Annotated in this window: 23 protein-coding genes; 13 read left to right on the forward strand and 10 right to left on the reverse strand. The window is 59.3% G+C overall.

The genetic code is table 11. The annotated features are described in order from the left end of the window. The first annotated feature begins 24 nt into the window (after positions 1 to 24). Positions 25 to 336 (forward strand): type II toxin-antitoxin system MqsR family toxin, encoded by a 312-nt coding sequence (locus tag HU743_RS04050; RefSeq protein ID WP_186551296.1) that lies wholly within the window; start codon positions 25 to 27, stop codon positions 334 to 336. Continuing rightward, positions 333 to 821, forward strand: a complete 489-nt coding sequence (locus tag HU743_RS04055; protein ID WP_186647049.1) for a type II toxin-antitoxin system MqsA family antitoxin — start codon at positions 333 to 335, stop codon at positions 819 to 821. Before HU743_RS04050 ends, HU743_RS04055 begins: the two co-directional genes overlap by 4 nt. Before the next feature lie 55 nt (positions 822 to 876). Here HU743_RS04055 and HU743_RS04060 read toward each other — a convergent pair whose 3' ends face one another. From HU743_RS04060 to HU743_RS04075, 4 genes are all read right to left on the reverse strand, one after another. Continuing rightward, positions 877 to 1,641, reverse strand: coding sequence for an amino acid ABC transporter ATP-binding protein (locus HU743_RS04060; RefSeq protein WP_016771581.1), 765 nt, complete (start codon positions 1,639 to 1,641; stop codon positions 877 to 879). 13 nt (positions 1,642 to 1,654) lie between these two features. Then, positions 1,655 to 2,749, reverse strand: a complete 1,095-nt coding sequence (locus tag HU743_RS04065; RefSeq protein ID WP_186618768.1) for an amino acid ABC transporter permease — start codon at positions 2,747 to 2,749, stop codon at positions 1,655 to 1,657. A gap of 10 nt (positions 2,750 to 2,759) precedes the next feature. After that, the gene (locus HU743_RS04070) at positions 2,760 to 3,941 is read right to left on the reverse strand and encodes an amino acid ABC transporter permease (protein WP_186647051.1); all 1,182 of its coding nucleotides are present in this window, start codon (positions 3,939 to 3,941) and stop codon (positions 2,760 to 2,762) included. A 66-nt stretch (positions 3,942 to 4,007) separates the two neighbouring features. After that, complete coding sequence (locus HU743_RS04075; RefSeq protein WP_186551300.1) at positions 4,008 to 5,039, reverse strand: amino acid ABC transporter substrate-binding protein; 1,032 nt, start codon at positions 5,037 to 5,039, stop codon at positions 4,008 to 4,010. Positions 5,040 to 5,506: 467 nt separating this feature from the next. Between HU743_RS04075 and HU743_RS04080 the strand changes: the two genes are divergently transcribed. The 5 genes from HU743_RS04080 to HU743_RS04100 all read left to right on the forward strand — a co-directional run bounded on the left by HU743_RS04080 (position 5,507) and on the right by HU743_RS04100 (position 10,786). Next, on the forward strand, positions 5,507 to 6,163 hold the full coding sequence (locus tag HU743_RS04080; RefSeq protein WP_186551301.1) for an alpha/beta fold hydrolase: 657 nt from the start codon (positions 5,507 to 5,509) through the stop codon (positions 6,161 to 6,163). A gap of 97 nt (positions 6,164 to 6,260) precedes the next feature. After that, a complete protein-coding gene (gene rhlB, locus HU743_RS04085) occupies positions 6,261 to 7,739 on the forward strand; it encodes an ATP-dependent RNA helicase RhlB (RefSeq protein WP_186647052.1) in 1,479 nt (492 codons plus the stop codon). 116 nt (positions 7,740 to 7,855) lie between these two features. After that, positions 7,856 to 8,809: an ornithine cyclodeaminase family protein gene (locus HU743_RS04090; RefSeq protein WP_186647054.1), complete on the forward strand. Its 954-nt coding sequence runs from the start codon at positions 7,856 to 7,858 to the stop codon at positions 8,807 to 8,809. A 131-nt stretch (positions 8,810 to 8,940) separates the two neighbouring features. Beyond that, the gene (locus tag HU743_RS04095; protein ID WP_186647055.1) at positions 8,941 to 10,068 is read left to right on the forward strand and encodes an FAD-binding oxidoreductase; all 1,128 of its coding nucleotides are present in this window, start codon (positions 8,941 to 8,943) and stop codon (positions 10,066 to 10,068) included. A 91-nt stretch (positions 10,069 to 10,159) separates the two neighbouring features. Further along, entirely contained in the window at positions 10,160 to 10,786 is a 627-nt protein-coding gene (locus tag HU743_RS04100) for a PAS domain-containing protein (protein ID WP_186551305.1), read from the forward strand. A gap of 124 nt (positions 10,787 to 10,910) precedes the next feature. Here HU743_RS04100 and HU743_RS04105 read toward each other — a convergent pair whose 3' ends face one another. From HU743_RS04105 to HU743_RS04130, 6 genes are all read right to left on the reverse strand, one after another. Continuing rightward, entirely contained in the window at positions 10,911 to 11,687 is a 777-nt protein-coding gene (locus tag HU743_RS04105; protein WP_186647061.1) for an ABC transporter substrate-binding protein, read from the reverse strand. A 247-nt stretch (positions 11,688 to 11,934) separates the two neighbouring features. Further along, positions 11,935 to 12,387 carry a molybdopterin synthase catalytic subunit MoaE gene (moaE, locus tag HU743_RS04110; protein WP_186647063.1) on the reverse strand — a complete coding sequence of 151 codons (453 nt, stop codon included), beginning with the start codon at positions 12,385 to 12,387 and terminating at the stop codon, positions 11,935 to 11,937. Positions 12,388 to 12,389: 2 nt separating this feature from the next. Continuing rightward, positions 12,390 to 12,632 carry a molybdopterin converting factor subunit 1 gene (gene moaD, locus HU743_RS04115; RefSeq protein WP_186647065.1) on the reverse strand — a complete coding sequence of 81 codons (243 nt, stop codon included), beginning with the start codon at positions 12,630 to 12,632 and terminating at the stop codon, positions 12,390 to 12,392. Beyond that, positions 12,629 to 13,102 carry a cyclic pyranopterin monophosphate synthase MoaC gene (gene moaC / locus HU743_RS04120; RefSeq protein WP_007972660.1) on the reverse strand — a complete coding sequence of 158 codons (474 nt, stop codon included), beginning with the start codon at positions 13,100 to 13,102 and terminating at the stop codon, positions 12,629 to 12,631. The genes moaD and moaC overlap by 4 nt, the downstream gene beginning before the upstream one ends. Positions 13,103 to 13,279: 177 nt before the next feature. Continuing rightward, positions 13,280 to 14,674: a PhoH family protein gene (locus HU743_RS04125; RefSeq protein ID WP_186551309.1), complete on the reverse strand. Its 1,395-nt coding sequence runs from the start codon at positions 14,672 to 14,674 to the stop codon at positions 13,280 to 13,282. Between the two features lie 337 nt (positions 14,675 to 15,011). Further along, positions 15,012 to 16,136 carry a polysaccharide deacetylase family protein gene (locus tag HU743_RS04130; RefSeq protein ID WP_186647067.1) on the reverse strand — a complete coding sequence of 375 codons (1,125 nt, stop codon included), beginning with the start codon at positions 16,134 to 16,136 and terminating at the stop codon, positions 15,012 to 15,014. A 316-nt stretch (positions 16,137 to 16,452) separates the two neighbouring features. On the opposite strand from HU743_RS04130, the gene yaaA reads away from it, so the two are divergent. From yaaA to HU743_RS04160, 6 genes are all read left to right on the forward strand, one after another. Continuing rightward, positions 16,453 to 17,232, forward strand: coding sequence for a peroxide stress protein YaaA (gene yaaA / locus HU743_RS04135; protein WP_186647069.1), 780 nt, complete (start codon positions 16,453 to 16,455; stop codon positions 17,230 to 17,232). Positions 17,233 to 18,043: 811 nt separating this feature from the next. Then, complete coding sequence (locus tag HU743_RS04140) at positions 18,044 to 19,360, forward strand: UDP-glucose/GDP-mannose dehydrogenase family protein (RefSeq protein ID WP_016771595.1); 1,317 nt, start codon at positions 18,044 to 18,046, stop codon at positions 19,358 to 19,360. A gap of 105 nt (positions 19,361 to 19,465) precedes the next feature. Next, complete coding sequence (alg8, locus tag HU743_RS04145) at positions 19,466 to 20,947, forward strand: mannuronan synthase (protein WP_186551313.1); 1,482 nt, start codon at positions 19,466 to 19,468, stop codon at positions 20,945 to 20,947. Positions 20,948 to 20,982: 35 nt separating this feature from the next. After that, entirely contained in the window at positions 20,983 to 22,152 is a 1,170-nt protein-coding gene (locus HU743_RS04150; RefSeq protein WP_186618756.1) for an alginate biosynthesis protein Alg44, read from the forward strand. Positions 22,153 to 22,161: 9 nt separating this feature from the next. Then, complete coding sequence (gene algK, locus HU743_RS04155) at positions 22,162 to 23,670, forward strand: alginate biosynthesis TPR repeat lipoprotein AlgK (protein ID WP_186647071.1); 1,509 nt, start codon at positions 22,162 to 22,164, stop codon at positions 23,668 to 23,670. Beyond that, entirely contained in the window at positions 23,667 to 25,148 is a 1,482-nt protein-coding gene (locus HU743_RS04160) for an alginate export family protein (RefSeq protein WP_186647073.1), read from the forward strand. The genes algK and HU743_RS04160 overlap by 4 nt, the downstream gene beginning before the upstream one ends. Positions 25,149 to 25,151: the final 3 nt, after the last annotated feature.

Here is a 25,151-nt window from a genome sequence, read left to right on the forward strand (position 1 = left end):
TCAGGGACAGGGTTTTGGTTTCTTATGGAGAAGAACACACCCCATTACGACTTGGCGGTGATCAAAGCTGAGGTGAGGCGGCTCGGCAAAAAAGCTTTCACCAAGACCTCGATCGATTCCGCGGAAAAGTTAGGTTTCAATGTCGTTGAGATGCAAGAGACCGTTTTCGGTCTGCAAAAAAAGATGTTGTACAAGTCGATGACTACCTACATCGATCATCGGGTCTGGCAGGACGTGTATCACACCCATTCACAAGATCAGGAGATTTATATCAAGGTGACATACCGCCCCGGCGGCAGCCCACCGGTAATCTCCTTCAAGGAGAAAAACCCATGAAAACCCGGCAATGTGTCAGCTGCGGTGCGTGTGAGGGAATGAGGCATTTTCACGGTCGTGGCGAAACCCTGAGAGTCAAAGGCATGGAGCGTCGTGTTGATAATCTTTCTGGCTGGGAGTGCCAGGACTGCGGTGAGATCGAATGGGATGCCGACACCGATAGTGCGGAACGTTATTGCGATGCTGGTGATGAGCTGGTTATCGCTGCCAGACAAATGATTGGTAACGAGATGAAGCGTATCCGTCGCAAATTGCACCTGACGCAAAAAGAGACGGTGCAGCTGCTGTCTGGGGGGGGGCATAACGCATTTTCTCGCTATGAGCGCGGTGAAGTATTACCGCCCAAGGCACTCATACTGTTGATGCGTTTATTGGATCGTTACCCATACTTGCTGACCGATGCAAAGACTCTCGGCGAAGGTGCAGATTTGAGAGGTTTCGAGCACATAGTGCATAAAGAACAGGAATCCCTTTCCGTCTCCTGAGATCCCAAAAAACAAACCCGGCACGTGGCCGGGTTGGTTTTTTACACATAAACCGTCAATGCAAAATCTGACTCAAGAACAGCTTCGTCCGGTCGTTCTGCGGATTATCGAAGAAGTCATTCGGCGCGGCCTGCTCAACGATCTCACCCTTGTCCATGAAGATCACGCGATTGGCCACGGTGCGGGCGAAGCCCATTTCGTGGGTCACGCAAAGCATGGTCATGCCGTCTTCAGCCAGACCGATCATGGTGTCCAGAACCTCTTTCACCATCTCCGGATCGAGGGCTGAAGTCGGTTCGTCGAACAGCATGATTTTCGGCTTCATGCACAGCGCGCGGGCGATCGCCACACGCTGTTGCTGACCGCCGGACAATTGCCCCGGGTACTTGTGCGCCTGTTCCGGAATGCGTACGCGTTCCAGATAATGCATGGCGATTTCCTCGGCCTTGCGCTTGGGCATCTTGCGTACCCACATCGGCGCCAGGGTGCAGTTCTGCAAAATGGTCAGGTGCGGGAACAGGTTGAAGTGCTGGAACACCATGCCGACTTCGCGGCGGATCGCTTCGATCTGCTTGAGGTCGTTGGTCAGTTCCACGCCATCGACAACGATGCGGCCCTGCTGGTGTTCTTCCAGACGGTTCAGGCAGCGAATCGTGGTCGATTTACCGGAACCCGACGGGCCGCAGAGGACAATACGCTCGCCCTGCTTGACGTTGAGGTTGATGTCTTTGAGCACGTGAAACTGGCCGTACCACTTGTTCACGCCCTGCATCTGAATGATGCCTTCCGGACCCACTGGCTTTTTGATTGCTTCGCTCATTTACAGAGAACTCCTAACGCTTGTGGCCAGTGTCGAGCTTGCGTTCCAGATGCATGGAATAGCGCGACATACCAAAACAGAAAATCCAGAAAACCAGGGCGGCGAACACGTAGCCTTCGGTGGCCATGCCCAGCCATTTCGGGTCGGCAGCGGCTTGCTTGACGCTGTTGAGCAGGTCAAAGAGGCCGATGATGATCACCAGGCTAGTGTCCTTGAACAGCGCGATGAAGGTGTTGACGATGCCGGGGATCACCAGCTTCAGGGCTTGCGGCAGAATCACCAGGCCCATCGAACGCCAGTAACCGAGGCCCATCGCCGCAGCCGCTTCGTACTGCCCCTTGGGAATCGCTTGCAGACCGCCGCGCACCACTTCGGCGACGTAGGCCGACTGGAACAGGATCACGCCGATCAGCGCCCGCAGCAGCTTGTCGAAGTTCATGCCTTCGGGCAGGAACAGCGGCAGCATCACCGAAGACATGAACAACACCGTGATTAACGGCACGCCGCGCCAGAACTCGATGAAGGTCACGCAGACCACACGAATCGCCGGCATGTTCGAACGACGCCCCAGCGCCAGAACGATCCCAAGCGGCAAGGCGCCAGCAATGCCGACGGTGGCAATCACCAGGGTCAGCATCAGACCGCCCCACTGACTGGTCGGCACGGTGGTCATGCCGAAACCGCCGTGCAGCAGGATAAAGGCGATGATCGGGTACAGCACCAGGAAGCTCAGTCCGTAGATCGCTTTACGCGGCACTCGCGAAATAAACAGTGGTGCCGCGCCAATCACCGCCAGCCACACGGTCAGGTCGACGCGCCAGCGCAGTTCCGTCGGGTAGTAGCCGTACATGAACTGGCCGAAACGCTGCTGAATGAACACCCAGCAGGCGCCTTCCTTGGTGCAGTCGGCGCGCGTGGTGCCGACCCAGTTGGCATCAACGATCGCCCAACTGATGATCGGTGGCACGACGAGGTAAATCAGATAGAACGCAAACAGCGTCAGCAGGGTGTTGAGCCAGCTGGAGAACATGTTCGCGCGCATCCACGCCACCACGCCGATGCTGCTGTTGGGTGGAGGCATGTCGGGTTTGAAAGTATGAGTACTCATGCGCTTTTCCTTACCGCTCGATCAGCGCAATGCGCTTGTTGTACCAGTTCATCAGCAAGGAAATGCTGATACTGATCGCCAGGTACACGCTCATGGTGATGGCAATCACTTCGATGGCCTGACCGGTCTGGTTGAGCACGGTGCCAGCGAACAGCGAAACCATTTCCGGGTAACCGATACCGGCGGCCAGCGAGGAATTCTTCGCCAGGTTCAGGTATTGGCTGGTCAGCGGCGGGATGATCACGCGCAGGGCTTGCGGAATGATCACCTTGCGCAGGGTCGGGCCGTTGCGCAGGCCGAGCGAACGCGCCGCTTCGGTCTGGCCGTGACTGACCGATTTGATCCCCGAACGCACGATCTCGGCGATAAACGCCGCGGTGTACACGGTCAGGGCCAGGGTCAACGCCAGCAGTTCCGGAATCAACACCCAGCCGCCGACAAAGTTGAAGCCCTTGAGCTCAGGCATTTCCCAGTGCAGCGGGGCGCCGAAGATCAGCGCGCACAAGGTCGGGATCACCAGCGCAATCGCCAGGCCGACCCAGAACTTGTGGAACGGTACGCCGGTTTCTTCGAAGCGCTTGTTAGCCCAGCGGCACATCAGCACGATGCCGACGATGGCCAGCACGATGCTGGTCACGAACGCCCAGAAGCCATCAGCGGCCAGTGCGGCCGGCATGTTCAGGCCCCGGCTGCTGACAAAGAAAGTGTCGCCGAAGTTATGGCTGTTGCGCGGCCCCGGCATGGTCAGGAACACCGCGAAATACCAGAACAGGATTTGCAGCAGCGGCGGAATGTTGCGGAACACTTCCACATACACCGTCGCCAGTTTGGCAATGATCCAGTTCGGTGACAGCCGCGCTATACCGACGATGAAACCAAGGATCGTCGCCAGGATCACGCCGATGAAGGTCACCAACAGAGTGTTGAGCAGGCCGATGACAAACACCCGCGCGTAGCTGTCCGCTTCGGTGTAGTCGATCAGGGTTTGAGCGATGCCGAACCCGGCACTGCGCTCCAGAAAGCTGAAACCGGAGGTGATACCCCGGTGCTGAAGGTTGGTTTGCGTGTTGTCGAACAGGTACCAGCCAAGCGAGACCACCGCCACAACAGTGATGATCTGGAATAGCCACGCACGCACTCGTGGATCGCTGAGGCTGAGCCTCTGCTTTGGTGCGCCGATAGAATTTTGCATGAAGTGCCCCGGATGAAATGGAACAAGAACATCACCCGGCGGTTGGCCCGCCGGGTGATAGAACCATTAGCGCACTGGTGGTGCGTACTGAATGCCGCCGTTGTTCCACAGGGCGTTCAGGCCACGGTCGATTTCCAGCGGAGTGCTCTTGCCGAGGTTTTTCTCGAAGATTTCACCGTAGTTGCCGACTTGCTTGACGATCTGCACAACCCAGTCTTTCGGCAGTTTCAGGTCTTTACCGTATTCGCCGTCAGCGCCGAGCATACGGGCCACGTCCGGGTTCTTGGTCGACTTGGCTTCAGCTTCGACGTTTTTCGAAGTGATACCGGCCTCTTCGGCATTGAGCAGTGCGTAGCCAGTCCAGCGCACGATGGCCAGCCACTCGTCGTCGCCGTTACGCACGACCGGGCCCAGTGGTTCCTTGGAAATGGTTTCCGGCAGAACCACGTAGTCCTTCGGCGAGGCCAGCTTGCTGCGCTGGGCGAACAGCTGGGACTTGTCGGAGGTCAGCACGTCGCAACGACCGGATTCCAGCGACTTGGCGCTTTCATCGGAGGTGTCGAAGGTGATCGGGGTGTATTTCAGACCGTTGCCACGGAAGTAGTCGGAAACGTTCAGCTCGGTGGTGGTACCGGCCTGGATGCAGATGGTTGCACCGTCCAGTTCCTTGGCGCTCTTCACGCCCAGCTTGTTGTTCACCAGAAAGCCGATGCCGTCGTAGTAGGTAATGAAGCCCGGGAATTTCAGGCCCATGCCCGCGTCACGGGAGCTGGTCATGGTGGTGTTGCGCGACAGGATGTCGATCTCGCCCGATTGCAGCGCGGTGAAGCGCTCCTTGGCGTTCAACTGACTGAATTTGACCTTGGTCGCGTCGCCGAAAACGGCAGCGGCCACAGCGCGGCAGACGTCGGCGTCGATGCCGAGGATCTTGCCGGTTGCATCCGGTACCGAGAAGCCTGGCAGACCGTCGCTGACGCCACACTGCACGAAACCTTTCTTCTGTACCGCATCCAGGGTTGCACCCGCCTGAGCGAACCCGCTGACGCCGAGTACTGCTGCAGCAGTCACGACCGCCAGAGTGGATTTCAACATCTTCATTCAAACCTCCAGTTTTGCTCTTGTTGTGTCGGAGCTTGAGTCCAGTCGCACCCTTTTGAGGCGTTGTTGACCCGTGCTGGCTTTTTTTGGGGTCAACCGACGTAAGACCTTCGCTATGAGTCTAGTAGGAGAAAATCCACATCATGGACCACTCACTTCTCACCAATCGGCCGAACGGGCTGTAGCCCTTTCACGTTCGCTAAGCCCGTAGCGGCCATTGGCGAACATCCATCACCGGATTCGTTGCTATCCCATCGCGCGACTGACACTGATAGTGTTACCGCCACGCGTAGGACGCTTCGTACGCAAAGCCCATAGCAAAGCCCGTACCACACCGCTTGCGAAGTCGATTCATGCACACGTCAATAGCAAAACTTGTAACCTTGCGACATCTTCTTAACGGATCAACCGGGCGCGCACTCAGATCACGCACTCAATGAGAGCGCCCGCACATTTTTGGAGCAAACATGACCGAGCCCTTGATTCTTCAGCCTGTTAAGCCCGCAGACGCCTGCGTGATCTGGCTGCACGGCCTCGGCGCCGACCGTTACGACTTCCTGCCGGTGGCTGAAGCGCTGCAGGAAAGTCTGTTGAGTACGCGCTTTGTGTTGCCGCAGGCACCGACGCGTCCGGTGACGATAAATGGCGGATATGCCATGCCGAGCTGGTACGACATCAAAGCCATGAGCCCGGCGCGGGCAATCGACCGCGACGAGCTCGAAGCGTCGGCTGATCGCATCATCGAATTGATCGAAACCGAGCGCGCCAGCGGAATAGACGCCTCGCGGATTTTCCTCGCCGGTTTTTCCCAAGGTGGCGCGGTGGTGCTGCACACCGCATTCCTGAAGTGGCAGGGACCTTTGGGTGGGGTTCTGGCGTTGTCGACCTACGCGCCGACCTTCAGCGATGAACTGGAATTATCTGCCAGCCAGCAGCGCATTCCGGTGCTTTGCCTGCACGGTCAGTTCGACAACGTGGTACAGAACTCGATGGGACGCAGCGCTTATGAGCATTTGAAGAAGCATGGTGTCACCGTGACATGGCAGGAATACCCAATGGAGCACGAAGTGTTACCTGAAGAGATTCGCGACATCGGTACCTGGCTGAGCGAACGCTTGCGCTGATTTCGCGGCCAATGTCGGCCCATTGATCCCTCCTACTACGCCGCGCCCGTTTCTTGCATTACACTGGCCGGCGTACATTCCTTAACCAATTGATGAGATGACCGTGCTCAAAGCACTCAAGAAAATGTTCGGTAAAAGCGAGGCTGAGCAGCTCGCGCCAGTTTCCAGCGCGCCGTCGCCCGCCCCCGGTCATCGCAACGATGCCCCGGCAGCCGACCGCCCCGCTCCCGTCGCCCCCCCGAAACACTCGCCAGAACTTGCCACGATCGCGCCAGACGCCGCCGAACCGGCTCGCAGCGAAGCGCCGAAAGCGGTAAAACCGCGTCGCGAACCGAAGCCCAAGGCTGCCGTCATCCCGTGGAAACTCGAAGACTTCGTCGTCGAACCGCAGGAAGGCAAAACCCGCTTCCATGATTTCAAGCTCGCCCCCGAACTGATGCACGCCATCCAGGACCTGGGCTTTCCATATTGCACGCCGATCCAGGCGCAGGTGCTCGGCTTCACCCTCGCCGGCAAAGACGCCATTGGCCGCGCGCAGACCGGCACCGGCAAAACCGCCGCGTTCCTGATCTCGATCATCACGCAGCTATTGCAGACCCCGCCACCAAAAGAACGCTATATGGGCGAACCGCGTGCACTGATCATCGCCCCGACCCGCGAGCTGGTGGTGCAGATTGCCAAGGACGCCGCTGACCTGACCAAGTACACCGGCCTCAACGTGATGACCTTCGTCGGTGGCATGGACTTCGACAAGCAGCTCAAGCACCTCGAAGCGCGCCATTGCGACATCCTCGTCGCGACGCCGGGTCGCTTGCTCGACTTCAACCAGCGCGGCGACGTGCACCTGGACATGGTCGAAGTGATGGTGCTGGACGAAGCCGACCGCATGCTCGACATGGGCTTCATCCCGCAGGTGCGCCAGATCATTCGCCAGACGCCGCCGAAGGCCGAGCGCCAGACATTGCTGTTCTCCGCGACCTTCACCGAAGACGTGATGAACCTGGCCAAGCAATGGACCACCGACCCGTCCATCGTCGAGATCGAATCACTCAACGTCGCCAGCGACAACGTCGAGCAGCACATCTATGCCGTTGCCGGTGCCGACAAGTACAAGCTGCTCTTCAACCTGATCAACGACAACGGTTGGGAGCGCGTGATGGTGTTCGCCAACCGCAAGGACGAAGTACGCCGTATCGAAGAACGCCTGGTGCGCGACGGTGTGAACGCTGCGCAGCTGTCAGGCGACGTGCCGCAGCACAAACGCATCAAGACCCTGGAAGGTTTCCGCGAAGGCAAGATCCGCGTGCTGGTGGCCACGGATGTGGCAGGTCGCGGTATCCACATCGACGGCATCAGCCATGTGATCAACTTCACCCTGCCGGAAGTCCCGGACGATTACGTGCACCGCATCGGCCGTACCGGTCGTGCCGGCGCCGATGGCGTATCGATCAGCTTCGCCGGTGAGGACGATTCCTACCAGTTACCGTCCATCGAAGAAAAGCTCGGTCGCAAGATCAGCTGTGAAACGCCGCCAACGCATCTGCTGCGTGCGGTTGAGCGCAAGCGCCCGCAGTAAGCGCCACGCAATGAAAAAGCGCAGCCGGAAACGGACTGCGCTTTTTTTACGCCTGGCGGTTGCTCAACAGAACTAAAAGTCCATAATGGAAAATAAGTTTAGTTTTGGAGCGCAAAATGTCCAGTACACCTTACGTGATCGACCAAGCTCAGGCCCGAGACCTGCTGGCGCGCATCGACGTGCCGCAGATCGTGCGCAAGCTGTTTCGCGATCTCGCGGCAGGCAACGCCGTGCAACCGGCGCAGCAGCTGGTTGAATTCCCGCAGGGTGCCGGCGACTTCATCAACTATCTGGGTGTGCTGTCCGGGGACGGCGTCTACGGCGTAAAGACCTCGCCGTACATCGTTCGCGAGCAAGGCGCACTGGTGACAGCGTGGACGCTGTTGATGTCGATGAAAACCGGGCAACCGCTACTGCTCTGTGACGCCGGCGAACTGACCACCGCGCGCACCGCCGCGACCACGGCAGTGGCGGTCGACGCCCTCGCCCCGTTGGACGCCCAGCGACTGGCAATCATCGGCAGCGGCAAGGTCGCTCAGGCGCATCTGCATTACGCCAAAGCGCTGCGCGACTGGCATAACATCAGCCTGTATTCGCCATCGCTGCTGGAAGATGCGGAAACGCAGGCCGTATTGAAAGCTATCGCGCCCGATCTGAAGATCGCTGAAAGCCGCGAGACCGCCATCGCCGATGCTGACGTGATCATGCTCTGCACCTCATCGGCCGGGCCGGTGATCGATCCTGCACATTTAAGCAAACTGGCGCTGATCACCTCCATCAGCACTAACGCCCCCCGTGCCCACGAAATCCCGCCGCAGCGCCTTAACGCTATGCAGGTGTTTTGCGACTATCGCCTGACCACACCCGGGTCGGCGGGTGAGATGCTGATTGCTGCCGAGCAGCATGGCTGGCACCCGGACTCGATCGTTGGCGATCTCGCCGAGCTGCTCAGCGAAAAAGTCCCGCGTCCGGATTACGACCGCCACGTGTTCTTCCGCTCGATCGGTTTGGGCCTGGAAGACATTGCCTTGGCCAATGCGGTTTATCACCTCAGCACAAATCCCTTGTAGGAGTGAGCCTGCTCGCGATAGCGGTTTGACATTCAATATTGATGTCGGCTGATCGACCGCTATCGCGAGCAGGCTCACTCCTACAGGGGTCGGCGTAATTTCTCGATATTGTGTACACACCGGAGACCTTCATGAACCACGCAGATTTCATCATCATCGGCGGCGGGATTGCCGGCGCTTCCACCGGTTTCTGGCTGTCGCCGCGCGCCAGGGTGATCGTGCTCGAACGCGAATCCCACCCGGCCTATCACTCCACCGGGCGCTCCGCCGCGCTGTTCACGGCGGCTTACGGCACGCCGCAAGTACGGGCGCTGACCCAGGCCAGCCGGGCGTTTTTCGACCATCCGCCGACAGGCTTTTGCGAACACCCGCTGCTGACCCCGCGCGGCGAAATGACCGTGGATTTCATCGGTGACCCAGCCGAACTGAACAACCAATACCTCAGCGCCAAAGCCACCGTGCCGCAGATGCAATTGCTCAGCGCCGACGAAGCCTGTGCGCGACTGCCGATCCTGCGGCGGGAAAAAGTCCATGGTGCGATCTATGACCCAACAGCCTGCGACATCGATACCGACGCGCTGCATCAAGGCTATCTGCGCGGCATCCGTCGCAACCACGGCGAAGTCCACACCGATTGCGAGGTGCTCGGCTTGAGCCGTAACGACGACGGTCTATGGCAGGTGCAGAGCAATGGCCGGACCTTCAGCGCGCCCGTGATCATCAATGCCGCCGGTGCCTGGGCCGACCAGATCGGCGCACTGGCCGGCGCGCAGCCGCTGGGCCTGCAACCGAAACGTCGCGCTGCATTCATCTTCGCCGGGCCTGAAGGTGTGGATATTCATCATTGGCCGATGCTGGTCAGCCTCGACGAATCGTTCTACATGAAACCCGATGCCGGTATGTTCCTCGGCTCCCCGGCCAACGCCGACCCGGTCGAGCCTCACGATGTGCAGCCGGAAGAACTCGACATCGCGATGGGCATTTATCAAATCGAAGAAGCCACCACGCTGACCATCCGCAGGCCGACCCGAACTTGGGCGGGCCTGCGCAGTTTCGTCGCCGATGGCGATTTGCTTAGCGGATTCGATCCGCAGGTGCCGGGGCTGTTCTGGGTCGCCGCGCAGGGCGGCTACGGCATCCAGACGTCACCAGCGATGGGCCAGGCCAGTGCGGCTTTGGTGCGCGGCGAACCGTTGCCCGAGCACTTGCAAGAATTCGGGCTCGACAGCGCAATGCTCTCCCCTGCCCGGCTGTCCTGAACGCACCTGCGGATGACTCACCGAAAAGATTGCGGCACACTCGCAGCGCCCCTGCTCACGGGGCGCTGACGCTGCCTGGAGCTCCACTGTCATGACCGCCTCTGAATTCGACCCGGCGCTGGATAACTTCCGCGCCATCGCCGATGCCATCGCCACGCTGTTCTTTCCCCATGCCGAGGTGGTGCTGCACGACCTGCGCACGCAAAAGGTCGACTACATTGCCAACAACCTGTCCAAGCGCGAGATCGGCGACGACTCTTCGCTGGAGGACATGCTCAGCGAGGACGTCAGCGAGCGCAACATCGGCCCGTACGAAAAGCTCAACTGGGATGGTCAGAAAATTCGCAGCCTGAGCAGCGTGCTGCGCGACAGCGAAGGCCTGCCGCTGGCGGTGCTGTGCATCAATCTGAATATTTCGCTGTTCGAGAATGCCAAGGCTGCACTGGATCTGTTTCTGTCGCCGAGCAAGTTGATTGCACAACCGGACTCGCTGTTTCGTGATGACTGGCAGGAACGCATCAACACTTTTCTCCACGCCTGGCTGCGCGAACGGCAATTGAGCCTGAATCTGCTGACCCGCGACCACAAGCGTGAACTGGTGCTGGCACTGCATGCCGAGGGCGCGTTCAAGGGCAAGAGCGCCTCGAACTATGTGGCCAATGTGCTGAACATGGGACGGGCGACGGTGTACAAGCATTTGAAGGAATTGAAGGGCTAGACTTTGGCGGTGATAGATCTGGCCCCATCGCTGGCAAGCCAGCTCCCACAGTAATTGCGTTACACACAAAATTGGTGTCCACCGCCGACCCAGTGGGAGCTGGCTTGCCAGCGATAGCTAACTATCAGTCGCCGTAGATGTCGGACTTGAAATACTTCGCGGAAATCTTCTGATATTCGCCACTCGCGCGAATTCCGTCGATAGCGCTGTTCAACTGGCTAACCAGCTCGGCATTGCCCTTGCGCACCGCGATCCCCGCGCCCTCGCCGACATACTTCGGATCCTTCAGCTCCGGTCCGACAAACGCATAGCCCTTGCCGCGCGGCATCGTCAGAAAGTCATTGAGCGGAATGGTGTCGGCGAAAATCGCATCGAGACGCCCCGCCGCCAGGTCCATGTAGATTTCTTCGTTGTTGCTGTAGCGCTTGACGTTGATGCCCTTGGGTTCAAACACTTCAGTGGCGAAACGATCCGTGGTAGTCGCGCGCTGCACACCGACATTCTTGCCTTTGAGGCTGGCGTACTGATCGTCGACGCTGGCGCCTTCCTTCATCACCAGGCGCGACGAAGTGAAATAGTACTTGTGGGTGAAATCCACCGATTTCTTGCGGTCTTCGTTAATGGTCATCGACGACAGGGCCATGTCGATTTTTTTCACTTTCAGCGAGGGAATCAGCCCATCGAACTCACCTTCGACCCACACGCACTTGACCTTCATCTGCGCGCACAAGGCATTGCCGATGTCGTAGTCAAAGCCGACGATTTCGCCCTTGTCGGTTTTCGAAGCGAACGGCGGATAAGCCGCTTCGATGCCAATGCGTAGGGTTTTCTCGGCGGCGAACACACAGGTCGACGCCAACAGGCTGAGGGCCAGGCCGGTGATGAGGGGGAGTTTCTTCATGTTCGTTCTCTCGCGGGTTGTTGTTGGTTTGGCGAAGAAGAGCAGCTACAAGCGGCAAGACAGAAGCTGTTTTTATACTTGTAAATCCATATTGGACTCACATGTACAAATCGTCAATCGGGGAAACAGGAAGGATTTTGGTGTTGCGGATGGCCTCTTCGCGAGCAAGCTCGCTCCCACAGGGGAACCCATTTCAACTGTGGGAGCGAGCCTGCTCGCGAAGACTGACTTGAGGGCGCTACAGAACTTATTTCTTCCAGCGATCCGCCGCCGCATGATCACTGTCGCGCCCTTCAACCCAGCGCGGTCCGTCGCGGGTGTTTTCTTTCTTCCAGAACGGTGCGCGGGTTTTCAGGTAATCCATGACGAAGGCGCAGGCGTCGAACGCGGCCTGGCGATGGGCGCTGGCGGCGCCGACGAAGACGATCGGCTCGCCCGGCTCCAGCGCGCCGATGCGGTGCAGCACTTCCAGTTTCAGCAGCGGCCAACGCTGTCCGGCTTCGACGGCGATCTTGCCGAGGGCTTTTTCGGTCATGCCCGGGTAGTGTTCGAGGAACATTCCGGCCACGTCGCGGCCGTCATTGAAGTCGCGCACGTAACCGACAAAACTCACCACTGCACCGACGCCGACATCAGCCGCGTGCATCGCATTGACTTCAGCGCCCGGATCGAACGGCGTGGCCTGCACCCGAATCGCCATGCTCAGCCTCCGGTCACGGTAGGAAAGAACGCCACTTCATCGCCGTCGAACACCGGCTCGTCGAGTTGGCAAAGCTCTTCGTTGCGGGCGCACATCAGGTTCTGCTCGCTCAGCACTTCGGCGCCATCTCGTTGCGCCAACAGTGCACGCACGTCGTCGACCGTGGCGAAATCGCCCTTAACCTCCAGCGAATCGACGCCGAGCGCTTCGCGATAACGGGCGAAAAACCTCACCTTCAGCTTCATGGTTGCTCTGCCTGAAAGTGGCCGCTCTTGCCGCCGACCTTCTCCAGCAGGCGCACGCTTTCGATGGTCATGCCGCGATCGACGGCTTTGCACATGTCATAAATGGTTAGCGCGGCGACGCTGGCGGCGGTCAGCGCTTCCATCTCCACACCAGTCTGCCCGGAGAGTTTGCAGCGGGCGACGATACGCACACTGTCGTCACCTTCGGCGCTCAGCTCGACTTTCACGCCAGTCAGCATCAGCGGATGGCAGAGGGGAATCAGATCGCTGGTTTTCTTTGCCGCCTGAATCCCGGCGATGCGCGCCACGGCGAACACATCGCCCTTGGGATGGCCACCGCTGACAATCATTTGCAGCGTTTCGGGAAGCATGCGCACCAGCGCCTGGGCCGTCGCTTCACGGAACGTCACGGCTTTTTCGGTGACGTCGACCATGTTGGCGCGACCTTGGGAATCGAGATGAGTCAGCACGGGGGCCTCCTTGAGGCAGCTGCGAGCGACAAGCTACAAGCGGCAAGTTAAAAAGCGCGGTAGGCAGGCGTCAGGAAAGCTCGCATTTAAACAGCCGAAAGCCGCAAGCTTCAAGCGGCGAGTGAAGTTTACTCGGACCACTTGTAGCTTGCGGCTTGACACTTGTAGCTGCTCCTCTTAGAGGTGAGACTCGGCGTATTCGGCCAGGATCGAGCGCGGCACCCCTTGCAGGGTGATGTGCACACCGTTGGGGAAATCCTTGAAGCGTTCGGTCAGGTAGGTCAGCCCGGAACTGGTCGCGGACAGGTAAGGAGTGTCGATCTGCGCCAGGTTGCCCAGGCACACCACTTTGGAACCGGCGCCCGCGCGGGTGATGATGGTTTTCATCTGGTGCGGCGTGAGGTTCTGGCATTCGTCGATCAGGATAAGGCTCTGCTGGAAGCTGCGACCGCGAATGTAGTTAAGCGATTTGAACTGCAACGGCACTTTGCTGAGGATGTAGTCGACGCTGCCATGGGTGTTCTCGTCATCCATGTGCAAGGCTTCGAGGTTGTCGGTGATGGCGCCCAGCCACGGCTCCATTTTTTCCGCTTCGGTGCCGGGCAGAAAGCCGATTTCCTGGTCCAGGCCCTGCACGCTGCGGGTGGCGATGATCCGCCGATAGCGCTTGCTGACCATGGTCTGCTCGATCGCAGCGGCCAGCGCCAGAATGGTTTTACCGGAACCTGCGGCACCGGACAGGTTGACCAGATGAATGTCCGGATCAAGCAGCGCGTACAACGCCAGACTCTGATAGATGTCGCGCGGCTTGAGCCCCCAGGCCTCTTGATGCAGCAGCGGTTCCTGGTGCAGGTCGAGGATCAGCAGCTTGTCTTGCTGAATTTCCTTGATCCAGCCGACGAAGCCTTGTTCGTCGATGATGAACTCGTTGATGTGCACCGCCGGCAGGTTGTCGATCAGTTGCACCTGATGCCAGGTGCGGCCGTGGTCCTGACGGGTTTCGACCTTGCTCACGCGGTCCCAGAAAGAGCCGGTCATGTTGTGGTAGCCGTTGGGCAACAGGGACACGTCGTCGACCAATTGGTCGGTGCTGTAGTCCTCGGCATCGATGCCACAGGCACGCGCCTTCAGACGCATGTTGATGTCTTTGGTGACCAGCACCACGGGCTTTTTCGGATCGCGGCTGTGCAGGTCGATCAACTGGTTGATGATTTTGTTGTCGTTCAGGTGCTCGGGCAGAATCAGGTTCGATTCGGCTTGCTTGCTCATCAGAATTGACAGCAAGCCCTTTGGCCCACCCTTGCCGCGCTGGATCGGCACACCCAGTTCGACGTCTTCCGGGGACGCATCGCCCAGGGTCTTGTCGATCAGCCGGATGGCCTGACGGCATTCAGCGGCCACGCTGTGATGCCCGCTTTTGAGCTTGTCCAGCTCTTCAAGCACGGTCATCGGAATCGCGACGTGGTGTTCTTCAAAGTTAAGCAGGGCGTTTGGATCGTGAATCAATACGTTGGTATCGAGTACATAAAGGATTGGCTGGTTGGAGGAAGGGCTACGTCCGTGATCATCCATACTCGGTCACCTTTGTCAGAGCCAGTAGACGCAATACCTGAGCGGTGCTGCGCCTCGAAGTGACTGCCGAACTCCCACCTGCGGAGATTCAAGTGACTGCAAACAAACGGGTCTTGGAAGACGCCACCTGTGTTGCAGGTTTCGGCGGTCTGTCTTGGTAATACTCCAAAACCCATGACATAAAAAAGTACTTTGACGGTTTTTTTAAGTTTATTTTGCAGAGTGACGAAAAGCCCTTGGCGGACTCCCCAGACCCCGCTAAAGTCGGAAGTCCGCCTGCATCGAATCTTCCGAAAAATTCAGCCAAAGCCCAATGTTTCCGGGCCTTTTCCGTTTTTCAGCGAAACCCGTCCTGACAGTCTTCCCAACCGATGCCGCTCTGCGCGGTTTGCGAGAGCAGCCACGGCAACGAAGTCTTCACCGCGTCCTGTTTCAGGTTGAAACTGATCACCCCGTGGCGCCACAACAGCATCAGCGTCAGCACCCGTTGCGCACTCGCTGCGCCCTTGAGTTTGCCGGCGCTGTCCTGGGCATCGATGTCCCACAGCGCTACATGCAGGCCCTGAGCGTTGAAGAAACCCTGAGCATCGCTGCGTCGCTGTCCTTCCGGCGGACGGAACAGCGGCACGTAGTTTTCCGGCAATTTGTTTTTCACCAGATCGGCGCTGCGGCGCACCGAGTCCTGCCAGTCCTGCCAGTGGCTGTGGGAACGGAACTCCCAGCCCTGCACGCCGACGCATTGCTGTGAAAACATCGCTTGCAGGCTGCTGACCGAACGATCGCTCAGGCGCGTCTGAATATCCTTGCCCAGTACAAAGAACGTACCGCTCAGGTTCGACTTGCGCAGGTATTCGGTGAGCCAGCCGGTGTTGTCCGGTTGCACATTGGCGGCGCTGTCGAAGGTCAGCAAAAACAAGCGGTCGTGCATGTCATCGCCATTGCGCTCGTAGTCGCCGAAACGATCGATTTCGCTGCTGGTCTGCGGGAACAGCGCGGCCTTGCGCAGCAGCTCGTCCAGGTAGTGCAAATGGAAGATCCGGCTCGGCTCCGCCCACTGGGTGTAATAACTGTCGTCACTGACCACGAACTTCGCGGCCTGCTCGCGCAGAGTAGGCAGGTCTTCGACGAGGAAGCAGAAGGAAGCGTCCTGATCACAACTTTGCTGGGCATGGTTGTAATTGGCCAACAGACGCTGCCAGAGGCGCAGGCGCAACTGATTGACCGCATCGATATTGACCGTGCGCAGGCCCAGGCGCTGGGCCAGGGTCGCCTCGTCGAGCGCCTCGCTGCCCAGCAGGCCGCGGGCGAACATCAGAATCTCCGCTCGCGACGCAACGTCGAACAGGGTCGGATTGCCGAGCGCCTCCGGCCAGGTGCTGCGGTCCAGCGTCGCTACATCGCCTGGCGCCGCGACGGCACCGGCGCTCAGCAGCCACGCGGTGAATAAAAGAACAATGCGCAAAGGGATGTCTCCATAACAAAACCCGCGCGGCACTATAGCTGATAAGCCACCCAAACCTGCTGGCGGATGGCGCATTCTGTGGCGAGGGAGCTTGCTCCCGCTGGGTTGCGCAGCAGCCCCAAATGCAGCCATTGCATGCCTCCAACGAGGGCGCGTCTACCGGATTTGCGAGCGCTGCGCACTCGAGCGGGAGCAAGCTCCCTCGCCACAGGGTCAGGCGCAGGATGCTGCTGCCGTCGATCACCTATGGACTTGATAGCTGGAGTCAACCCGGCCAACCCCCTAGAATCGCCCCACGATTAAAGGAGACGACTTCATGCTGATGGTGATTTCCCCCGCCAAGACCCTCGATTACGAAACACCGCCGGCGACCCAGCGCTTTACCCAGCCGCAGTACCTCGACCATTCCCAGGAGCTGATCCAGCAACTGCGCGAACTGACCCCGGCGCAAATCAGCGAGCTGATGCACGTATCCGACAAGATCGGCGGCCTCAACGCCGCGCGTTTCGGCAGCTGGACGCCGGCGTTCACCCCGGACAACGCCAAGCAGGCACTGCTGGCATTCAAGGGCGACGTTTACACCGGTCTCGATGCGCAATCATTCAGCGAAGCCGAGTTCGATTACGCGCAGAAACACCTGCGCATGCTTTCCGGTCTCTATGGCCTGTTGCGCCCGCTTGACCTGATGCAGCCTTATCGTCTGGAGATGGGCACCAAACTGGCCAATGCACGCGGCAAGGATCTGTACGCGTTCTGGGGCACGCGCATCAGCGAATGGCTCAATGAAGCGCTGGCCGATCAAGGCGACGATGTCCTGCTCAACCTTGCTTCCAACGAATACTTTTCAGCGGTCAAGCGCAGCGCCTTGAACGCGCGGATCATCAACACCGAGTTCAAGGACCAGAAGAACGGCCAGTACAAGATCATCAGCTTCTACGCGAAAAAGGCCCGCGGCTTGATGAGCCGTTTCGTGATTCAGGAAAAAATCAACGATCCGGCCAAACTCAAGCAGTTCGACATGCAGGGTTATCGCTACAGCGCCGAACAGTCGAAACCCGACAATCTGGTGTTTCTGCGCGACCACGCCCCCGAATAAAGCATGCCGTTTGCACGACTCTTTTCAGCAAGAGTCGTGCACCGCGCACGATGTCAGAAATTCCCCGCCGCATTTCGCCAGTTTAATGGCGCCAAAAAAACATCCGTGTTTTTTCTAAGATTAGTTTCACTCGACACTCGTCAGTTTTTTCAGTAGTGGCACCTAAATTTTTTTCAGGTAGTGGCACAAAACTATCTAGCGCATTTTAAGGCCCGAAACTAAAGGGCGAAAGCGAGCGTGCTATCAATTTGAAAGCAGTGCCATCTTTACCAATATTTCAAAAAATTTCAGTTGGCACGATGAGCGGACAGGAACTATGTCCAAATGCGTAGCTCATACCACCGGTAACGATTCTCGGCGAGTATGTACGAGATAACTTACGCGGAGCAGATAGCCATGTAACCAAGTTGCCACAGCAACTTGACCACGTGACTAACGGGTCTCAAAACGAAACGATGGGCAGGAGATACGCACCATTGATATCCCCTACAAAGGCCATGGTCGTACCCCTTTAAATGTGCTCGCCTGAGCACTGAACCGCTTGATTTACAGGGATTTTCATCCCCGCATCAAGCGTGCAAGACGATTGCACAAGAGTCTTCCGAAAAGAAGATCCGCTGCATAACAGGGCAAGTCATAACTATAAGGCCTGGTTGCGCACATCTTGAGTGCACTTATTTAGACACTCGAAACTTAGTATGCCTGCACACGGCATTGTGGCGCCTGTAAGCCACAGTTTCGGGTGCACTAGTGTCCGCTGAACACCATTAACTCCGGCCTCTTTGGCCTGATATATACAGAGGTAATTGCGATGCGCATCAGCATATTTGGTTTGGGTTACGTTGGCGCAGTATGTGCCGGTTGCCTGTCTGCACGGGGCCATGACGTAGTTGGCGTCGATGTTGCCAAAGACAAGATCGACATGATCAACGCCGGTAAATCGCCGATTGTTGAACCGGGCCTGGGAGAACTTCTGCAACAAGGAATCCAGACCGGTCGACTGCGCGGTACGACCAACTTCGCCGAGGCGATTCGTGATACCGACCTGTCGATGATTTGCGTCGGCACGCCGAGCAAAAAGAACGGCGACCTGGAACTGAACTACATCGAAGCGGTATGCCGCGAGATCGGTTTCGTCCTGCGTGAAAAAACCACTCGCCACACCATCGTCGTGCGCAGCACCGTCCTGCCGGGCACCGTGGCCAACGTGGTCATCCCGATTCTCGAAGACTGCTCGGGCAAAAAAGCCGGCGTCGACTTCGGTGTGGCGGTCAACCCTGAGTTCCTGCGTGAATCCACCGCCATCGCCGACTACGACCAGCCGCCGATGACTGTGATCGGTGAGTTCGACACCGCGTCGGGCGACGTTCTGCAATCGCTGTACGAAGAGCTCGACGCGCCGATCATCCGCAAGGACATCGCCGTTGCCGAGATGATCAAGTACACCTGCAACGTCTGGCACGCCACCAAAGTGACCTTCGCCAACGAGATCGGCAACATCGCCAAAGCGGTCGGCGTCGATGGCCGTGAAGTGATGGAAGTGGTCTGCCAGGACAAGACGCTGAACCTGTCCCAGTACTACATGCGCCCGGGCTTCGCCTTCGGCGGTTCGTGCCTGCCAAAAGACGTGCGCGCCCTGACCTACCGCGCCGGTTCCCTGGACGTCGAAGCGCCGCTGCTCAACTCGCTGATGCGCAGTAACGAATCGCAGGTGCAGAACGCCTTCGACATCGTTGAAAGCCATGAAAAACGCAAAGTCGCCCTGCTCGGCCTGAGCTTCAAGGCCGGCACCGACGATCTGCGCGAAAGCCCGCTGGTGGAACTGGCCGAAATGCTGATCGGCAAAGGCTACGACCTGAGCATCTACGACAGCAACGTCGAGTACGCCCGTGTCCACGGTGCGAACAAGGACTACATCGAATCGAAGATTCCGCACGTGTCGTCTTTGCTCAATTCGGACTTCGACTCGGTGATCGACAACTCCGACGTGATCATCCTCGGCAACCGCGACGAGAAGTTCCGTTCGCTGGCCCAGGAAGCGCCGCAGGGCAAGCAAGTCATCGACCTGGTGGGCTTCATGTCCAAGGCCACCAGTGCCGGTAGCCGCACCGAAGGTATCTGCTGGTAAAGCAGCCCTGAGCGACAAGCCTCGAGCTGCAAGCCAAAGCGTTTCGCTTGCAGCTTGCAGCTTGCAGCTCGAGGCTTGAAGCCTTCCCACCTTCGGATGACGGTTATGACCAAGCTCAAACATTTTTTTCTGCAATCAGCCGGCTGGCTTTTTTATCTCAGTCTGCTGATGGGCCTGGCCTTGATGCTGCCCACGTCCACATTCGACGCCGAGTCGAAGGACTTCATTTTCCTGATTGGCGCCGTGGGTATCTGGCGCTACTCGATGGGTGCGACGCACTTTGTGCGCGGCATGATTTTTCTGTACATCGTCTACCCGCACCTGCGCCGCAAAGTGCGCAAGCTGGGTAAAGCGGCCGACCCGTCGCATGTGTTTCTGATGGTCACCAGCTTTCGTATTGACGCGCTCACCACAGCGCAGGTCTACAGCTCGGTGATCCGCGAAGCCATCGACTGCGAACTGCCGACCACCATTGTCTGCTCGATCGTGGAAATGTCCGACGAGTTGCTGGTCAAGGCGCTGTGGGCGCGGATGAATCCGCCGGAGCGGGTCAAGCTCGACTTCGTGCGCATTCCCGGCACCGGCAAGCGCGATGGTCTGGCCTTCGGTTTCCGCGCCATCTCCCGCCACCTGCCGGACGACCGTGCCGTGGTGGCCGTGATCGACGGCGACACCGTGCTCGGCGAAGGCGTCGTGCGCAAGACCGTGCCGTGGTTCCAGCTGTTCGGCAACGTCGGTGGCCTGACCACCAACGAATTCTGCGAAGTGCGCGGCGGCTACATCATGAGCGAATGGCACAAGCTGCGTTTCGCCCAGCGCCACATCAACATGTGCTCGATGGCCCTGTCCAAGCGCGTGCTGACCATGACCGGTCGTATGTCGGTGTTCAAAGCGTCCGTGGTGACCAACCCGGAATTCATCGCCGACGTCGAAAGCGACTCGCTGCAGCACTGGCGTCTGGGCCGCTTCAAGTTCCTCACTGGCGACGACAAGTCGAGCTGGTTCAGCCTGATGCGCCTGGGCTACGACACCTTTTACGTGCCGGACGCGGCGATCAACACGGTTGAACACCCGCCGGAAAAGAGCTTCATCAAGGCCAGTCGCAAGCTGATGTTCCGCTGGTACGGCAACAACCTGCGCCAGAACTCGCGCGCGCTGGGCCTGGGTATCCGCCGTCTCGGTGCGTTCACCTCGGTGGTGCTGTTTGACCAGCGCGTGTCGATGTGGACCTCGCTGCTCGGCCTGACCGTGGCAATCATCGCCAGCTTCAAGTACGGCACCGCGTTCATCCTGGTGTATCTGCTGTGGATCGGCATCACGCGGCTGATTCTGACGCTGCTGTTGTCGTGCTCCGGTCACCGCATCGGCCCGGCTTATCCGGCGATTCTGTATTACAACCAGATCGTTGGCGCGCTGGTGAAGATCTACGTGTTCTTCCGTCTCGACCAACAGTCCTGGACTCGCCAACCGACCGCCCTGACCCGTGATCTCGCCAGCTTTCAACGTTGGTTCAACACCTGGTCGTCTCGGACCATGACCTTCTCCGCCGGCAGCATTTTTGTCGCCGTGTTGCTGATGATGGTCTGAACCGCCCCTATTGAATTAACAAGGAAATCGCCCCTATGAATACCGCCGTCAACGTCAACGTAGTGCATGAATCCGAAGCCCAGCGCCAACACGCCCGGGTCAAAATCCCGGCCAAGCTGCGCTTTTTCGGTCCTGACCGCACGCCGGTCGAAGCTCGGGTCATCGACCTGTCTGCCGGTGGTCTGGCGTTCAACGCCGGGCAGCTGCAGTTGACGGTCGGCCAGGTGTACAAGGCGCGCCTGCAATTTGTCATCGACAACCTCGGCATTGCCATGGACGTCGAGCTGCAAGTGCGCTCCTTTGATCGCCAGACCGGCCGCACCGGTTGCCAGTTCCAGAACCTGGAGCCGCAGGACATTTCCACCCTGCGCCACCTCATCACTTCGCACCTGGCCGGCGACATCGTCAGCATCGGCGAAGTACTGGCGACCCTGCAGCGCGACAACTTCACCAAGGCGCGCAAGAACAAGGACAGCGGCAATGGCATGACCGCGTTCGGACGCCTGAAAGCGGTGACCTTCAGCGCCGGCATTTTCGCCGTCGGTCTGGTGGCGGCCGGTTTCATTTTCAAGTCGGTGTACGGCATGTACTTCGTCAGCCACGCCCAGGCCGGTCTGGTCAGCGTGCCGGGCATGAACATCACCATGCCCCGCGACGGCACCGTGCAGAGCCTGATCAAGTCGGACGGCGTCGCCGCCAAAGGCGCCCCGCTGGCAACCTTCAGCACCAGCATGCTCGACGTACTCAAGGGTCATCTGGCGGAAGATCAACTGGCCCCGGCCAAGGTTGAAGAACTGTTCGGCAAACAAATGACCGGCACCCTGACCTCGCCGTGCGACTGCACCGTGGCCCAGCAACTGGTGGCTGACGGTCAGTACGCGAGCAAGGGCGACGTGATCTTCCAGCTGGTGCCGCGCAACACCCAGGCCACCGTCGATGCGCGCTTCTCCTATCGCCAGTTCGGCGACGTGCGTCCGGGCACCCCGGTGAGCTTCCAGATCGCCGGCGAAGACAAGACCCGCACCGGCAAGATCGTCAGCAGCACCAGCCTGAAGAGCGCCGACCTGTCTTCCGACATCCGTGTGCAGATCCAGCCAGACGAGCCGCTGGACAGCAGCTTCGCCGGCCGCCCGGTGGAAGTGAACAGCGACCGCGGCCCTAACCTGAACTGGCTGATCGACAAAGCCATGGCTGCCGGTCTTTAAGTCGAGGACATGCCTGTGACTATCACCAATCTCTTCAGAACGCCGCGATCCCTGTGGGAGCTGGCTTGCCAGCGATTGGATCAGTGCGGTCTTGCTGAAACACCGAGTCGCCTGAATCGCTGGCAAGCCAGCTCCCACAAGGGCCCCATGTGTGCCTTGGCGCTGGCAGTGTCTCTGGCCGGTTGCGCGGGTCTGCCCGACCAGCGTCTGGCCAACGAAGCGCTCAAGCGTGGCGACACCGCCACTGCGGCGCAGAACTACCAGCAGCTCGCCGAACTGGGCTACAGCGAAGCGCAAGTGGGCCTGGCCGATATCCAGGTCGACAGCCGCGACCCGGCGCAGATGAAACAGGCCGAAGCGACTTACCGCGCCGCCGCCAGTGTTTCGCCGCGCGCCCAGGCCCGTCTCGGTCGCTTGCTCGTAGCCAAACCGGGCGCCACCGAAGCCGAGCACCACGAAGCCGAAACCCTGCTGAAAAAAGCTGCCGCCAACGGCGAAGGCAATACGTTGATCCCGCTGGCGATGCTCTATTTGCAGTACCCGCACAGCTTCCCCAACGTCAACGCCCAGCAGCAAATCGATCAGTGGCGCAAGGCCGGTTACCCGGAAGCCGGTCTGGCTCAAGTGCTGCTGTATCGCACCCAGGGCACTTACGATCAGCACTTGGATGACGTGGAGAAAATTTGCAAGGCCGCGCTCGCCACCACCGACATCTGCTATGTCGAACTGGCCACGGTCTATCAGAAACGCGGCCAACCCGAGCAGCAGGCCGAGCTGATCAAGCAGATGCAGGCCGGTTACAGCCGTGGCACCGTCACTGCGCAACGGGTCGATTCCGTGGCCCGCGTGCTGGCTGATTCGACTCTGGGCAAGACCGACGAGAAAACCGCGCAGTCGCTGCTCGAGCCGATCGCTCCGGGCTACCCGGCGTCATGGGTCACCCTTGCGCAACTGCTCTACGACTTCCCCGAACTGGGCGATGTCGACCAGATGATGAAGTACCTGGACAACGGCCGTGCCGCCGATCAGCCCCGCGCCGAGCTGTTGCTGGGGAAGGTTTACTACGAAGGCAAAGTGGTTCCGGCAGATGCCAAAGTCGCCGAGGAACATTTCCAGAAAGCCGTTGGCCGTGAGGTCGCTGCCGACTATTACCTCGGCCAGATTTACCGCCGTGGTTACCTGGGCAAGGTCTATCCGCAGAAGGCCCTCGATCATCTGCTGACGGCTGCGCGCAACGGCCAGAACAGCGCCGATTTCGCCATCGCCCAGCTGTTTTCCCAAGGCAAGGGCACCAAGCCCGATCCGTTGAACGCCTACGTGTTCAGCCAATTGGCCAAGGCGCAAAACACCCCGCAAGCCGATGAACTGGCGGCCACGCTTGAGGCGCAATTGCCGCCCGAGCGCCTGCCCGAAGCCCGCCGCCTGCTGCAACAAGAGCAAGCCAGCCGCGGCGCCCTGAACCCGAACACGCTGCAACTGCACGCCCTGCAAGAAGAAGACGGCGAGGAAAAATTATGAAGTTGAATCCATTTGTGAAGGCTGGCATTGGCCTCACGTTCGCGCTGATCTGGTCTTGCCCGACACTCGCCGCGATGACTGAAAGCAAGAACTTCGGCCTGGAAGTGAAACTCACCGGCCAGTCCGAAGACGACCGCGACCTCGGCACCGCCCGTGGTGGCGACGTCAATGGCGTCGGCCTCGACCTGCGTCCGTGGGTCTACGGCGAAAGCGGCGCGTGGAGCGCCTACGCCATGGGCCAGGCCGTGACTTCGACCGACATCATCGAGACCGACACCCTGCAACAATCCGACGGTGCGCAAGCCACCGACAGCGGTGATCGCGAAACCAAGAAAAACTACCTGGCGATGCGCGAGTTCTGGGTCGGCTACAGCGGCTTCACGCCCTACCCCGGCGAGATCCTCAAGTTCGGTCGCCAGCGCCTGCGCAATGACGACGGTCAATGGCGCGACACCAACATCGAAGCGCTGAACTGGACCTTCGACACCACCCTGCTGCGTGCCAACGCCGGTGTCGCCGAGCGCTTCAGCGAATACCGCACAGACTTGAAAGAGCTGGCGCCGAAAGACAAGGATCGTCTGCACGCCTACGCCGATGCGGCTTATCAGTGGACGCCGGGCCAGTGGGTCGGCATTCGTGGTCATCACACCCACGATGACGGCAAACTCGATTACGCCGAGCCGGGCGTCCCACGCGACTCGCTGGACAAGACCGAGAACGGCGACATCAGCTGGATCGGCCTGACCGCCGACAGCGACGCCTACAACTGGCGCAACACCAACACCGTCAACTACTGGGGCAGCATCACCGGCATGAGCGGCGACCGCGACACGGTCAACGCGCTGAACGCCGATGGCAGCCGCCCTGCACAGGCCAAACGCAGTGATGACATCAGCGGCTGGGCGGCCGATGTCGGTGTGCGTCTGCGCCTCGATCCGCAATGGCAAGTCGGCGGTGCCTATGCCCGCGCCAGTGCCGATTACGAACAGAACGGTCTGGAGAGCAACCGCTCCAACTACACGGGCACCCGTTCGCGCGTGCACCGTTTCGGCGAAGCGTTCCGTGGCGAAATGAACAACATGCAGACCGCCACCCTGTTCGGTTCGTGGATGGTCAACGACGAGTACGACGCCAGCCTGATCTACCACAAGTTCTGGCGTGTCGACGGCAACAAGCCGGTGGGCAGCAACGGCATCAACGCCGTGGAAAACAACACCGACGACGTCACCGGCGCGATCCTCTCCAGCACCTCGCTGCCGCTTGAAGACGGCAACAAGGACCTGGGTCAAGAGATGGACCTGGTGGTCACCAAGTACTTCAAGCAAGGCCTGTTGCCGGCGGCGTTGAGCCAGTCGGTCGATGAGCCTTCGGCGCTGGTGCGCTTCCGTGGCGGTGTGTTCAAACCGGGCGATGCCTATGGCAGCCAGGTGGATTCGTACATGCACCGTGCGTTCATCGACGTGATCTGGCGCTTCTGATGC

This window comes from Pseudomonas sp. SWRI99 (genome assembly GCF_014270125.1).
In the GTDB taxonomy this organism is placed as follows: Bacteria; Pseudomonadota; Gammaproteobacteria; order Pseudomonadales; family Pseudomonadaceae; genus Aquipseudomonas; species Aquipseudomonas hamedanensis.